Here is a 13,404-nt window from a genome sequence, read left to right as displayed (position 1 = left end):
CAGCCAGACGAGCAGGTCCCCGATCGCCCATGCGTTGCCGGGGACGGCCGCGGCGCGGGCTACCTGCACCGGCGCGTCGGCGAGCAGGGGATGCCGCTCCCCCGTGTGCCAGGCGCGTTCGGCGTACGCCGCCAGGACGGCGAGCAGCAGGGGCGATTCGTCGAGTTCGCGCGCGTGCGTCCAGGCGAGGTCGAGGTGGCGGTCGACCAGCCCCGGGTCGCCGCCTCGGCGGAGGGTCAGCAGGGCCGAGAGCACGTGCGGCCAGATGAGTGCGAGAGGAGCGCCGTGCTCGGCGATCACCGTCTCGGCATCCTCCCCCGACGCCGTCCAGCGTCCCCGCAGGAAGTGCAGCCGCGCCCGCATGCCGGTCTGCCACTGGCGGCAGATCGGGATGTCGCGCTCGATGGTCAGCGGGATCGACGCGGCGAGCACGGCCTCGGCCTCGGGGAGGCGGCGGTTCTCGATGTCGATCGCCGAGAGATTGGAATAGGCCGTCGTGCCGATCTCGTCGAGTGAGACCTGCATGGCCGCGGACGCCTGCACGAGCAGCTGCGCGCGGCTCGACGTGGTCCCCTCGACGAGATCCGACGCAGCCTCGGTGATCGCGAGTCGCCGCCGCGCGGCATCCGTCTCGCGCTCGGGCGCGGCCTCGGCCATCTTCCAGGCGACCGCGGCGATGGCACGTGCCGAACTGAGATCCTGGCGGCGATACGCGAGGTATGCGCGCGTCGCCTCCGCCGACACCGCCGCGCGCGTGCCGGCACCGGCGTGCACGGCGAGATCGGCCTGCTCCTCGGCGTCCCGGCGACGCGCGGAGTAGTAGTCCACGATGGCCTGGCGATCGTGCGCGGCAGCGATGCCGTCGGGGTCTCCCAGCCGCTCGCGGATGATCAGCGCCGCACGAGCCGACTCCCGCGCCTCGGGGAGCCGGCTGATCATGTACTGCTCCGTGCTCAGGAGCTCGAGCAGCTCGGCTCTCTCCGCGACCGGCGCGACGAGCCTCTCCAGGGCCAGCGTGAGGAAGGCGACCGCCTCGGAGTGCGATCCCGCCCTCGCCGAGTCCTCAGCGGCCATCCGCGCGTAACGGATGCTGGCGTCCTCGTCGCCGGCTGCGACGGCGTGGTGCGCGGGACGGCATGGTCGGACGAGCCGAGTGCGACGAACGCCTCCAGGATCGCGGCGTGATGCATCCGCCTCGTCCCGGCGGCGGTCCCCTCGACGATGGCGAGACGCGCGAGCTCGTGACGGAAGGCCACTCCGCGGCGGGTGCGCACGAGGAGCCCGGTGGATTCGAGGCGTCGGAGCGTCGGAACGTCGATGTGGAGGTGCGGCAGCAGCCGATCGTCGAGGGCATCCGGCGCGGCGGCGATCAGCTGAAGCAGCTCGATGTCGTCCCGCGCGAGCCCGAAGGTGCTCGCGATGACGGCGTCACGGACCGTCGGAGGCAGGCGCTCGCCGGGGTGCCGCGCGATCTCGGTCACGAAGAAGGGGTTGCCGCCGGTCAGCTCGTGGACACGATCCGCGTCGAGGCCGGAATCGCCGACGATCGCACGCACGGCCTCGGCGGACAGCGGTCCGAGCGTGATCTGCGTCGCGTGTTCGCTGCGCGCGATCTCGCCGAGGAGCGGAAGGAGAGCGTGGCCGAGCGAGACGTCGGCGTCGCGGTACGTGATCACCAGGAGCAAGGGCAGTCGCTCGATCCGCCGGACGAGGAAGCGCAGAGCCTCCACCGACGCCGCGTCGATCCACTGGGCATCCTCGATGATGACTGCGGTCGGCTCCGGACCCACCAGCTCGAGCAGTCTCGCCTCGACATCGGACGTGACATCGCTCGTGGACCGGCGTCCGAGGAGGTCGCGGATCGGACCGAGGGGGCGCGGAGTCCCCAACGGGTCGCACAGGCCTCGCAGCACACGCGGTCCCGTCGTCGACGCATCGCCCGTGAGGCCGGTCGGCTCGGGCCCGAGCACGGCGGCGAGCAGCGCCGTCTTGCCGGAACCGGCATCTCCGGTCACGGTGACGGCGCGACCGCCCTCCCGCAGGCTCCTCAGCTCCTTCCGGAGCTCGGCCGCCTCGAGCTCCCGCTCGAACAGCCCCATGGCGACATGGTAGGCGCCATGGGGCTGTTCCGTGTCGGCGACGGTTCGCCTCAGCACGCTCAGACGGCGGGTCGGCCGGCGAGAAGGCGCGTGCGCTCGGCGCGCGCCCACACGACATCGCGCATCCGCTCGCCTTCCCGTCGCACCGTGAGAAGCTCTCGCGTGATCGGGGCCCGGCTGTGGCGGAGCCGCCCCAGGCGCTCCCGCAGCACACGCCCGAGTCCATCGGTGAGGCGCCCGAACCCGACGAGGTAGTGCTCGGCTCGGGCACCGGGCGAGGCGAACGGCGACAGCGCGCTCATGCCGCCTCCTCGGCCGTCTGCGGACCGAATTCGGCGACGACCTCGTTGACGAGGTCGGCGGGGAACCCGCCGCGCCGCGCGTGCTCGCGCACGCTCTCGGCACTGTCGGTGCGATGCAGGCAGTAGAGCTTGTCGCCGGCGACGTAGGTGGTGACCCACGTAAACGGGATGCCGAGCGAGTCGACCGCCGCGTTCGAGGTCTTCGAGATCTCGGCGAGCTCTTCGCGGCTGAGCTTCGAAGCGCCGGGCACTTCGCGTTCGATGAGGAAGGTCTTCATGAGGGATCCGTTTCTGGAAGGGGCCGGTGTTCACCGGAGTGGATCCATCGTCGATTCCAGCCCCTTTCCCCACATCGGGACTTCCTCCCCATATTCGGCCCGGCGACTCCCCATGTCGCCCGGCGGGGTCAGCGCAGGGCGGTCCGGCTCGTCGCCGTCGCCTGCAGCGCGACCCCGTCGGGGACGAAGATCGTCGCGACCGGAGGGTGCCAGGTTCCCGCGACCGTCACGCGCGCTGAGACCCCGTCGGGAGTCATCGCCGACAGGAGCCGGGCGTCCCGGCCGACGTCGCCCAGGAGCGCCTGAGCCTGCGCGCGCACCTGATCGGAGGTGAGCTCGGCGCGGGGCTCGCCGTCGACGACCGACAGCGTGAATCCGTCGGCGCCCGCGAGGGCCGCGGCATCCGCCAGCGAATCGAGCCGCTTCTGCGTCAGGTAGAGACTCGTGGCATCCACGCAGAGGAACACCGCGACGAGCGCCAGCGCGGCATAGCCGAGAGTGAGCAGCAGCACGCTGCCCTCGTCGTCCCTCGGCCGGGTCGGCCTCCGCTGCCGTGTCACCCCGCACCCCAGAAGCGCGAGACCTTCTGCGCGGCCGATGCCTCGACGGGGATGCTCGCGAGGTCGTCGAGGCCGAGAACAGGCGGCACGAGCGGCAGCGCGACCCGCGTCCGCAGCGTGACGACGAGCGTCGCTCCGGGCTGCGGACAGGCGCTACCGGCGGGAGCGCAGGACATCTCCAGATCGACGGATGCCTCGTCCAGGCCGTACTCGTCGATCACGGCCGCGAGGGTGCGCTGCGCCCGCTCGCGGGCGTCGGCCTCCCCCGCAGCGGTCGAGATCGCGCGGGCGACATGCCGCGCGCCCGCCTCGGCGCCGAGCGCGTGCCCCTGGATGAGCCCGAGGGCGACGACGACGTAGACGAGCGGGACGAGAAGAAGCAGGCCGACGAGGATGAACTCGAGCGGTGCGGAGCCGCGCTCAGGGTCGTCGATGGCCGCGGGGTCAGCCGAACGACTCGAGCGGAGCACGCGCGCTCACCTCCAGCATCCGCGGCATGCCAAGGAGCCCGACGAGCGGGAAGGGGCACCGCACCGTCACTTCGACGGACGGATGCCCCAGCTCCTGCGTCTCCTGCGCCGAGACCTCGGCGGCGTACGCTCCCCCCACCGTGCGGCCGACGATCTCGGCCGTGCGCCGTGCGCCTTCCGCGAGGGAGGTGTCGGCGAGCGCCGCATGGTACGCGCCCTCCACCGCGGCGTCGTGCACGACGTTGCGCACGTAGACAGCCAGTCCGAGCTGCAGCACGCCGAGGGTCAGCACGGTCAGGAGCGTTCCGACGAGCACGAACTCGACGGGGCTCGCGCCGGTCTCGTCCCCGAGCACGGCGCCGAGCCGCTCTCGCAGGCGGACGGCCCGGGGCGTCACGTCAGAAGCCCGAGACGCGCTCGATGGCCTGCTGGAAGAGGTCGGCGAGCGCCGGACCCGCGAGCGCCCAGATCACGACGACGAGCCCGGCGGTCATGAGGGTGATGAGCACCCATCCGGGCACGTCGCCGCGCTCGTCGCCGAGGGCGAGGATGAAACGCGCGCGGAGGCGCTGCGAGAGAGAGCGGAACATGGATTCTCCTTCCGGCTGCGGTCAGCCGATTCCGAGTCGAAGCATGAAGATCCCCGGGAACACCGCGAACAGCACGCTGAGGGGCAGGATGAGGAAGACGAGCGGGACGAGCATGTAGATCTCCTTCCGGCCCGCGCGCTCGATGAGGCGCCGCTTGGCGTCCTCGCGGGCGTCGAGCGCCTGCGCGTGCAGCACGTGCGCGAGCGGCGCGCCCCGATCCAGCGCGGCGACGAGCTGATCGACGGCGCGCGACAGCGGCGGGATCTCGAGCCCCGCGGCCAGCCGTGCGAGCGACTCGGACAGGGAGGACCCCGTGCCGACCGCCACCACGACGCCGCGCAGCTCGCTCGTGAGCTCGCCCGCGCCGACCTCCGACACCCGGCGCACCGAGTCGAGGATGTTCTCCCCCGCTGAGAGGCAGAGAGCGAGGAACTCGAGCACCGTGGGCAGCTCTTCCTCGATCCTGCTCACACGGCCCGCCGCCGCGCGGGTCAGCGAGAGATCGAAGAGGGCTGCGGCGGCGAACCCGGTGACCGGTGGGAGGATCGCGAGCGCCCCCGACCCTCGCCCGAGGAGCACCAAGAGGACGACGAGGGTCCCGCCGGCCGCCACCCCGGCCACGGCCCACGCGAGCTGGCGTGCGCGGAAGGAGGCGGCATCCGCCGTCCGGCCTGCCTGTCGCAGCCGGCGCGTCACCGACTCGGAGCCTCCCATGCCCCGGGCGATGCGATCGAGGCCGGTCCGCCAGAAGGCATGTGCGTCGGTGGCGCGGAACCCGGCGAGCGGCGTGAGCCCGCGGGGATCGGTGACGTCGCGGATATACGGTGCGATCCGACGGGCGAGTGTCGGAGCACCCCAGCGGGGAGTCACCGACACCAGCAGCCACACGCCCGCTCCGAAGGCCGCGCCGAGCACGACCGCCAGCGCCGCGTCGGTGGGGACGACGAGCATCATCCGAACCACCTCCGTGGCTCGGGCAGCCGGCCGAGGCGCAGCATGAGGCGATAGGCGACGAACGACACGGCCGCACCGACCACGACCAGCGCGACGCCCTCCGGGCTCGCGTAGGCCTCCGCCCCTTCCGGTCGCAGCGCGAGCATCGCGAGGATCGCCCACGGCGCCGCCACGCCCAGCACGGCGGCCCCGCGGATCCAGGACTGACGAGCCTCCACCTCGGCGCGCAGCGCGGCATCGGCCCGGACCGACGCTGCGAGCGCGCGCAGCACCGGCGTGAGCTCGGTGCCGCCCACCTGCCGGGCCATGCGAAGTGTCTCGACGATCCGGTCGGCCACCGGGTCGCCCAGAGAGGCCTTCAGGCGCCGGATGCTGGAATCGAAGTGCCCCGACGCGGCGAGGTCCCGGCTGTACGACGCGAAGGCTGGCCGCAACGGCGCGGGAGCGGCGTCGGAGAGCGCCGCGACCGAGTCGGGCAGCGACATCCCCGCTCGCACCGACGCGATGAGGAGGTCGCAGACGTCGGGCCAGAGCGCGCGCCGCGTGCGCACGAGTCGAGCCCTCCGCGCACGCAGGTAGCCGAAGGGCGCGAGCGCCCCTGCCACGGCGGCTACGGCGACGATCGCGAGGACGGGCACGAGGAGCCAGGCGACAGCGGCCGCGAGGACGGCGCAGCCGACCGATGCGCCGATGACGAGGCCGGGCGGCGCGGCGCCGAGCCCCGCCGCTTCGAGCAGCCGCTCCAGCGCACCGTTCGCCCGCGCCGGGGCCCGGTCGCCGCGCGCGGGCCAGACCCACGGAGACACGGTGAGGAGGATCCCTGCCGCCAGGACGGCGCCCCACACGACCGTCATCCCCGGTCCCCGCGATAGACCGTGCGCGCCTCGATCCCCGTCGGCCCGACACCGGTCGGCGCGACGATCTCGACGACCCGGCGGTGGCCCGAGTCATCCCGCTCGCAGTGGACCACCAGGTGGACGGATGCCGCGACCGCCGGCTGCACGAATCCCGCGTCGATGTTGCGCCCGGCCAGCAGCGGCAGGGCCGCCAGCTTGCCGAGGGCTTCTCGCGCCGAGTTGGCGTGGATCGTGGCGGCCCCGGGGACCCCCGTGTTCAGGGCGAGGAGCAGGTCGAGCGCTTCCGCGTCGCGCACCTCTCCGACGACGAGACGGTCGGGGCGCATGCGCAGGGCCTCCTTGACGAGGCGCCGGAGCGTCACCTCACCCGTGCCCTCGAGGCTCGGCTGACGCCCCTGCAGCGCGACGAGGTCGGGAGCATCCACCGCCAGCTCGAAGGTCTCCTCGACGGTGACGATGCGATGGTGCCGCGGCGCCGCGGCGATGAGAGCGCTGAGGAGCGTCGTCTTCCCGGCGTGGGTCGCGCCCGACACGAGGATGCTGCGGCCCTCCGCCATCGCCGCGCGGAGGAGCTCCGCACCCGAAGGCCGGAGGGAGCCGACCGCCACGAGCTGATCGAGGCTCCGGTACGCGGGCAGGAACTTGCGGATGTTGACCGCCCAGTGCCGACGTGTGATGTCGGGGATCACGACGTGGAGGCGGCTGCCGTCCGGCAGCGACGCGTCCACGAACGGCTGGCTGAGGTCCACCCGCCGGCCCGTGGCGTGGAGCATCCGCTCGACGAGATCCCGTACCTGCGTGTCGCTGAGGACGATCGGCACCCGCTCGGCGACCCCGCCGCGCGCGATGAAGATCCGGTCCGGAGCGTTCAGCCACAGCTCCTCGACGGTGGGGTCGTCCAGGTGAACCTGCAGCGGCCCGTAGCCGGTGACGGTCGCCAGCACTTCGCGGACGCATCCGGCCTCGTCGTCGACCGGCGGAAGCCCACGGGCGAGGGCGAAGTCGTTGTGCCGGCGCACCTCCGCCCGCGCGACGCTGGCCGCGAACTCGGGGTCGCGCGCCGGATCGGCGTGCTCCGCGCGCAGCCGCTCGCGCACGCGCTCCGCCACGACGGCGGCGGGCCGGGCGGCGACGGGGAGAGACACCGGAGAATCCTCGCAAGGGGCGCCCGCGCCGCACCGAAGTTATCCACAGCGCACATCCGACCCGGCGCAGGCAACCCCTGCCGACGGCGGCGGACCAGTGACACGATGGTCGAGACCGTGGAAGGAACAGCCATGACCTCGTACACGAAGAACCTCGCCTCTCCTTCACCTCGCGTGACGCCGCAGCCCGGCTCGAGCGCGGCGTCCGGCGCGCTGCAGCAGGCGGCGGGCGCGGCGGCATCGCTCGGCTTGGCGAAGGTGCCGCTGCGCATCGGCGGCGTCGTCCTCGGCCTCGTCCAGTTCGCGTTCGCGGCGCTCGCGGCGTGGGACCTCGCCCAGCGCGACCCCGATGAGGTGCGCGGCCCCAAGCTGGCGTGGGTGCCCGCGCTGTTCATCAACTGGATCGGGCCTGCCGCGTACTTCCTGTTCGGCATCCGCCACGACCGGCGCTGAGCGAACCCTCCACACGAGCGCGACGGACCTCGCGGACCGGTCGGGGCCGGTGGCGCCGCGGCGAGTGCACGAGGCGGCGGACCCCTCAGCCGCCGTCCAGGTCGCTCAGTAGACTGAACGCACTCGCGGGAGTGGTGGAATTGGCAGACACGCAGGATTTAGGTTCCTGTGCCTCCGGGCGTGTGGGTTCAAGTCCCACCTTCCGCACGGCGTCGCCGGATCCTCGGCTCGCACCCGGCATCCGACCGCCGACCATTCCGACCGACGGGACCCTTCGTGCAGCACATCGCGCTCATCCCCTGGCTCGACCCTGAGACGATCATCGCCGCGGCCGGTCCCTGGGCCCTTCTCGTGGTGTGCTTCATCGTCTTCGCCGAGACGGGCCTCCTCATCGGCTTCCTCCTCCCCGGCGACACCCTCCTCATCATCTCGGGGCTGCTCTCGCATCCGTCCGAGGCCGCGCCCAACGGCGTCTTCGGCGTCAGCGTCTGGTGGGTCGCGCTGCTCATCGGCCTCTCGGCCTTCATCGGCGGCGAGGTCGGCTACTTCATCGGGTACAAGGGCGGGCCGGCGGTCTTCGAGCGGAAGGAATCGGGGCTCTTCAGCGTGAAGAACGTCGAGCGCACCAACGCGTTCTTCGTGAAGTACGGAGGCCTCACGATCATCGTCGCCCGGTTCGTTCCCATCGTCCGGACCTTCGCGCCGGTCGCGGCGGGCGTGGGCAAGATGCACAAGGGCCGCTATACGCTCTACAACTTCGTCGGCGCCGTCCTGTGGGGCTTCGGCCTGACGATGTTCGGCTATGCGATCGGCTTCATCCCCGTGGTGGGCGAACTGGTCGCCGAGTACATCGACCTGATCCTCCTGGTCGCGGTGGGCGGCACGCTCCTCGTGACGCTGTGGCACTACTTCCGCGAGCGCTCGAAGGCGCGCCGGGAGGAGGCCGCGGGTGAGGATGTCGTGACCGACGCCGAGGAGGCTCGCCAGCTCGTGCTCGACCCCGAGGTGTTCGACCGCGGGCCCGAGCACCAGCACCCGGACCAGCACCGGGGCGAGCGCCGCCACGACCCGCTGCGCGACCATCGGCAGGAGCCCCGCCACGGCGACGGCTCTCCCCCGCCCTCGCAGGGCTGATCGCGCTCAGGACGCCTTCGAGGCTCGCTTCTTCTCCGCCGGCTTCGAGGACTTCGCCTTCGCCTTCGCCTTCGGCGCCGTCTTCGACCCGGAGCCGGAGGGCGATTTCGACCTGGCCGATTTCTCGGGCGCGGCATCCTTCGTCTTCTCGTCCGCCCCGCCGGCGCGCGCCGCGCGCGAACGCTCGACCGAGGCGCGCAGCGCGGCCATGAGGTCGATCACCTCGCCGCCCGCGTCCTCCTCCTGCTCGCCGAACGTCTCCGCGGTGTCGACCGCGTCGCCCTTCTCGAGCTTGGCCTGGATCAGGGTGCGCAGCTCGGCCTGGTACTCGTCGGTGAACTCCTCGGGGTCGAAGTCGCTCGCGAAGCTCTCGACGAGGGATGCCGAGAGCTCGAGCTCCTTCGCCGAGATCCGCACGCTCTCATCCAGCGCCGGGAAGTTCGCCTCGCGCACCTCGTCGGCCCACAGGAGCGTCTGCAGCACGAGCACGTCCCCTCGCACCCGCAGCGCCGCGAGTCGCGTCTTCTGCCGCAGGGAGAAGCGCACGATCGCGGTGCGGTCGGTCTGCTCGAGGGTCTTGCGCAGCAGGACATAGGCCTTGGGCGACGCCGAGTCCGGCTCGAGGTAGTACGCGCGGTCGAGGGTGAGGAGGTCGACCTGCTCGCTCGGCACGAACTCGACGACGTCGATCTCCCGGCTGCGCTCGGCGGGGAGCGACGCCAGATCGTCCTTGGTCAGCACCACGGTCTTGTCGCCGTCGTCGAAGGCCTTGTCGATGTCCTGGTACGGCACGACCTCGCCGTCGATTTCGCACACCCGCTGATAGCGGATGCGGCCGCCGTCCTTGTTGTGCACCTGATGCAGCGAGACGTCGTGGTCCTCCGTCGCGGCGTAGACCTTCACGGGCACGTTGACGAGGCCGAAGGTCAGGGCGCCCTTCCAGATCGCTCTCATCACACCAGTACACACCGGCCACAGCCGTCACGGCTAGGGCTTGACCGGTCAGGGCGGGCAGGATGGGTGCCATGCCCGGCGATGACCAGCTCGTGAGGATCGGCGGGCGGCGCCTGCGCCTGACGAACCTGACGAAGGTCCTTTACCCCGAGACGGGGACGACCAAGGCCGAGGTCATCGACTACTACACCCGCATCGCGCCGACGATGATCCCGCACATCGTCGGTCGTCCCGTCACCCGCAAACGATGGCCCGACGGAGTCGGCACGAACGCGCACCCCGGACAGCCGTTCTTCGCCAAGGATCTCGAGCGGGGCGCCCCGGAGTGGATCCGCCGCCTCCCGATCCCCCACTCGGGCGGCCCGAAGGACTATCCGATCGCCGGCGACGTGCCGACGATCGTCTACCTCGCACAGGTCGCGAGCCTCGAGCTCCACGTCCCCCAGTGGCGGTTCACCCCGACGGGCGATCGCGGCGACGCGGACCGGCTCGTGCTGGATCTGGATCCGGGTCCGGGAGTCGGTCTTCCCGAGTGCGCGCAGGTGGCCCGCTGGGCACGCGACATCCTCACTCCCATGGGGCTCGAGCCGTACCCCGTCACGAGCGGCAGCAAGGGCATCCAGCTCTACTCGGCCCTGCCCCCCGGCCAGTCGAGCGAAGCCGCGTCCGCGCTGGCGCACGAGCTCGCCCGCGCCATCGAGGCCGATCACCCCGACCTCGTCGTGAGCAGTATGAAGAAGTCGCTCCGCGGAGGTCGGGTGCTCATCGACTGGAGCCAGAACAACGGGTCGAAGACGACGATCGCACCGTACTCGCTGCGCGGGCGGTCGCATCCGACCGTCGCCGTGCCGCGGACGTGGGACGAGCTGGACGACCCCGGGCTGCGTCACCTCCTGTTCGACGAGGTCCTCGTCCGGGTCGATGAGATGGGCGACCCGCTCGCGCCGCTCGGATTCCACTCGGGTGGCCGCGACGCCGGCGAGGGGCCGCTCAGCACGTACATCTCCATGCGGTCCGCCGAGCGCACACCAGAACCGGTGCCGTCGAACCCGGCCGCCGCCGTCCGCGCCGCCGACGAGCTGCCGTCGTTCGTCATCCAGGAGCACCATGCGACCGCGCTTCACTGGGACTTCCGGCTCGAGCGCGACGGAGTCCTGGTCAGCTGGGCCGTGCCGCGGGGCGTGCCGCACTCGTACCGGCGCAACAACCTGGCGATCCAGACCGAGGACCACCCGATGGAGTACGCCTCGTTCGAGGGCACCATCCCCCTGGGCGAGTACGGCGGCGGAACCGTGACGATCTGGGACGACGGCCGCTACGAGCTGGAGAAGTGGCGCGACGACGAGATCATCTTCACGGCGGAAGGACGACCGGGCGGCCCGCTCGGGCGCGTGCGCCTCGCGTTCATCCGCACGGAGGGGAAGGGACAGAAGTCGAGCTGGCTGCTTCACCGCATGAAGACGGATGCCGAGGGCCGCGTGCAGCCGGACGGCATCCCGGTCGAGCCCTCGCCGCAGGCCGACGAACCGCGGCGGGGCGCCCGCCGGCGGCGTTCGGCCTCGCCTCCCCCGAGACCCGCGGACCCGCCGGAGCAGCCGTCGAACCGGACCGTCGCCGAGCTGCTCGATTCCGCGCCGGAGGCGCCGTGGCCGCCCGCTCCCGCGGACCTGCGGCCCATGCTCTCCACGACGGCCTCGCCCGAACGCGCCCGCGCCGACGCCCGGCAATGGGGCGAACCGGCCTGGGCGGAGGCGAAGTGGGACGGCATCCGGGCGGTCGGCGTGTGGGACGGCGCGTCGCTGCGCCTCTGGGCCCGCAGCGGCAACGAGAGCACCGCGAAGTACCCCGAGATCACCGGAGGCGATCCCGGACTCGGCGATGAGCCGTGCGTCGTCGACGGGGAGCTGGTCGCGCTCGACAACGGCCGGCCCAGCTTCGCCCTCCTGCAGACCCGCATGAACCTGGTGGGGGTCGGCGACATCGCGCGCCTCGCCAAACGCACGCCCGTGCACTACTACCTCTTCGACGTCCTCGTCGCGCGGGGCAGGGACGTCACGGGCCTTCCCCTCAGCGATCGCCGCCGCATCCTCGAAGACCTCGCCGGCCACACGATGACGTCGATCGTGGTGCCGCCGGTCTTCGACGACGTGGATGCGGCGCTCGAAGCGAGCCGGCGCTTCGACCTCGAGGGGATCGTCGTGAAGGATCCGCGATCGACCTACCGCCGCGGCACCCGCTCCGAGTCCTCGCTCAAGGTGAAGCTCACGCGCACGCAGGAGGTCGTGATCGCGGGCATCCGGCCGGGTCAGGGCGGCCGCGCCTCCACGTTCGGCTCCCTCCTCCTCGGGATCAACGGCCCCGACGGCCTCCAGTACGCCGGACGCGTCGGGACGGGCTTCAGCGATGCGACCCTTCAGACCCTGCTCACCGTGTTCGCGCCGCTGCACGCCGAGGAGAACCCCCTCGTCGGCGTCCCGTCGCTCGACGCGCGCGGCGTGCAGTGGCTGCGCCCCGAGCTCGTCGGAGAAGTGGAGTTCGGCGAGTTCACCCCGGCGGGCATCCTGCGTCATCCTCGCTGGCGGGGGCTGCGGCCGGACAAGCGCCCCGCGGACGTGGTGCGCGAGAGCTGATCAGCGGTGCGCGTCGTGCTCGACGTGGCCCGCGGGCTCGAGCTGGAATGTCGAGTGCTCGACATCGAAGTGCGCGCTGAGGCATCCCTGAAGCTCCTCCAGGAGGGCACCCGAACGTCCGTCGCGCAACGTCGCGGGGTCGACGACGACGTGGGCCGAGAACACGGGGGCTCCGCGCGTCAGCTGCCACACGTGCACGTCGTGGACGTCGACGACCCCCGGCGTCGACTCGAGATGATCCCGGATCTCGCGCACGTGCACGGTCGCGGGGGAGGACTCCGTCAGCACCGACACGACCTCCCGCAGCAGCCCGATGGCGCGCGGGACGATCATCGCGGCGATGAGGAGGGAGGCGACCGCGTCGGCTTGCACCCACCCCGTCGCGAGGATGACAACCGCCGCCACGATGACGGCGGCGGAGCCCAGGAGATCGCCGAGCACCTCGAGGTAGGCGCCGCGGACGTTGATGCTCGTGCGCTGCGCGGCGCTGAGGAGCCACATCGCGAGCGCGTTGGCGACGAGGCCGATGATGGCGACGGCGAGCATGAGGCCCCCCGCGATCTCGGCCTCACCCGGATCGACGAGCCGCTGGATCGCCTCGACGGCGACCCACACCGACAGCACGAGGAGGATGACCGCGTTGACGAGGGCGCCGAGCACCTCCGCGCGCTGATAGCCGAACGTGCGCCGATCGTCGGCGGGGCGGGCCGCGACGGCCGAAGCGATCAGCGCGATCCCGAGGGCCGCGGCGTCCGTGAACATGTGCGCCGCGTCGGCGAGGAGGGCGAGTGATCCGGAGAGGAGCGACCCGACGACCTGGACGACCATGACGATCGCCGTGATGCCGAGCGATATCGCGAGCAGGCGGCGCGAACCCGCACCGCGTATCCCCGTCGTGGCGCCTCGGCCGCTGCCGGTGCCGCGCGCGTGATCGTGCATGGCCCCAGGCTACGACCGGGCGGAGCGGCTCCGGTGCGC

At 72.1% G+C, this 13,404-nt stretch carries 15 protein-coding genes and 1 tRNA gene; 4 read left to right on the top strand and 12 right to left on the bottom strand.

Annotated features, from left to right (window positions below; genetic code table 11):
• Nucleotides 1–953: 953 nt before the first annotated feature.
• The 10 genes from EV279_RS17060 to EV279_RS10240 all read right to left on the bottom strand — a co-directional run bounded on the left by EV279_RS17060 (nt 954) and on the right by EV279_RS10240 (nt 7,255).
• Nucleotides 954–2,099, bottom strand: a complete 1,146-nt coding sequence (locus EV279_RS17060) for an AAA family ATPase (protein ID WP_133543178.1) — start codon at nt 2,097–2,099, stop codon at nt 954–956.
• 59 nt (nt 2,100–2,158) lie between these two features.
• A complete protein-coding gene (locus EV279_RS10280; RefSeq protein WP_133543176.1) occupies nt 2,159–2,401 on the bottom strand; it encodes a hypothetical protein in 243 nt (80 codons plus the stop codon).
• Nucleotides 2,398–2,679 carry a DUF4242 domain-containing protein gene (locus tag EV279_RS10275; protein WP_133543174.1) on the bottom strand — a complete coding sequence of 94 codons (282 nt, stop codon included), beginning with the start codon at nt 2,677–2,679 and terminating at the stop codon, nt 2,398–2,400. Before EV279_RS10275 ends, EV279_RS10280 begins: the two co-directional genes overlap by 4 nt.
• 128 nt (nt 2,680–2,807) lie before the next feature.
• Nucleotides 2,808–3,191 carry a pilus assembly protein TadG-related protein gene (locus EV279_RS10270; protein ID WP_243728529.1) on the bottom strand — a complete coding sequence of 128 codons (384 nt, stop codon included), beginning with the start codon at nt 3,189–3,191 and terminating at the stop codon, nt 2,808–2,810.
• Nucleotides 3,192–3,235: 44 nt separating this feature from the next.
• Nucleotides 3,236–3,709 (bottom strand): TadE family protein, encoded by a 474-nt coding sequence (locus EV279_RS10265; RefSeq protein ID WP_208109514.1) that lies wholly within the window; start codon nt 3,707–3,709, stop codon nt 3,236–3,238.
• Nucleotides 3,684–4,106: a TadE/TadG family type IV pilus assembly protein gene (locus EV279_RS10260; protein ID WP_243728528.1), complete on the bottom strand. Its 423-nt coding sequence runs from the start codon at nt 4,104–4,106 to the stop codon at nt 3,684–3,686. The genes EV279_RS10265 and EV279_RS10260 overlap by 26 nt, the downstream gene beginning before the upstream one ends.
• 1 nt (nt 4,107) lies before the next feature.
• Nucleotides 4,108–4,299: a hypothetical protein gene (locus EV279_RS10255; RefSeq protein ID WP_133543172.1), complete on the bottom strand. Its 192-nt coding sequence runs from the start codon at nt 4,297–4,299 to the stop codon at nt 4,108–4,110.
• A 21-nt stretch (nt 4,300–4,320) separates the two neighbouring features.
• The gene (locus EV279_RS10250) at nt 4,321–5,253 is read right to left on the bottom strand and encodes a type II secretion system F family protein (RefSeq protein WP_243728527.1); all 933 of its coding nucleotides are present in this window, start codon (nt 5,251–5,253) and stop codon (nt 4,321–4,323) included.
• Entirely contained in the window at nt 5,250–6,107 is an 858-nt protein-coding gene (locus EV279_RS10245; protein ID WP_133543170.1) for a type II secretion system F family protein, read from the bottom strand. The genes EV279_RS10250 and EV279_RS10245 overlap by 4 nt, the downstream gene beginning before the upstream one ends.
• Nucleotides 6,104–7,255 (bottom strand): ATPase, T2SS/T4P/T4SS family, encoded by a 1,152-nt coding sequence (locus tag EV279_RS10240; RefSeq protein ID WP_243728526.1) that lies wholly within the window; start codon nt 7,253–7,255, stop codon nt 6,104–6,106. The genes EV279_RS10245 and EV279_RS10240 overlap by 4 nt, the downstream gene beginning before the upstream one ends.
• Before the next feature lie 132 nt (nt 7,256–7,387).
• Here EV279_RS10240 and EV279_RS10235 point away from each other — a divergent pair, with 132 nt between their 5' ends.
• From EV279_RS10235 to EV279_RS10225, 3 genes are all read left to right on the top strand, one after another.
• Nucleotides 7,388–7,708 carry a PLD nuclease N-terminal domain-containing protein gene (locus tag EV279_RS10235; protein WP_133543168.1) on the top strand — a complete coding sequence of 107 codons (321 nt, stop codon included), beginning with the start codon at nt 7,388–7,390 and terminating at the stop codon, nt 7,706–7,708.
• Nucleotides 7,709–7,833: 125 nt separating this feature from the next.
• Nucleotides 7,834–7,915, top strand: a tRNA-Leu gene (locus tag EV279_RS10230).
• A 69-nt stretch (nt 7,916–7,984) separates the two neighbouring features.
• Nucleotides 7,985–8,842, top strand: a complete 858-nt coding sequence (locus EV279_RS10225) for a DedA family protein (RefSeq protein WP_133543166.1) — start codon at nt 7,985–7,987, stop codon at nt 8,840–8,842.
• A 6-nt stretch (nt 8,843–8,848) separates the two neighbouring features.
• Here EV279_RS10225 and EV279_RS10220 read toward each other — a convergent pair whose 3' ends face one another.
• Nucleotides 8,849–9,796, bottom strand: coding sequence for a Ku protein (locus tag EV279_RS10220; protein ID WP_133543164.1), 948 nt, complete (start codon nt 9,794–9,796; stop codon nt 8,849–8,851).
• A gap of 71 nt (nt 9,797–9,867) precedes the next feature.
• On the opposite strand from EV279_RS10220, the gene EV279_RS10215 reads away from it, so the two are divergent.
• Nucleotides 9,868–12,426 (top strand): ATP-dependent DNA ligase, encoded by a 2,559-nt coding sequence (locus EV279_RS10215; protein ID WP_208109513.1) that lies wholly within the window; start codon nt 9,868–9,870, stop codon nt 12,424–12,426.
• On the opposite strand, the gene EV279_RS10210 is transcribed toward EV279_RS10215, so the two are convergent.
• Complete coding sequence (locus tag EV279_RS10210) at nt 12,427–13,365, bottom strand: cation diffusion facilitator family transporter (RefSeq protein ID WP_133543160.1); 939 nt, start codon at nt 13,363–13,365, stop codon at nt 12,427–12,429.
• Nucleotides 13,366–13,404: the final 39 nt, after the last annotated feature.

It is taken from the genome of Microbacterium sp. BK668 (genome assembly GCF_004362195.1).
Taxonomy (GTDB): Bacteria; Actinomycetota; Actinomycetes; order Actinomycetales; family Microbacteriaceae; genus Microbacterium.
The sequence above is the reverse complement of the archived record's forward strand: the minus strand, read 5'-3'. Positions and strand labels throughout refer to the sequence as shown.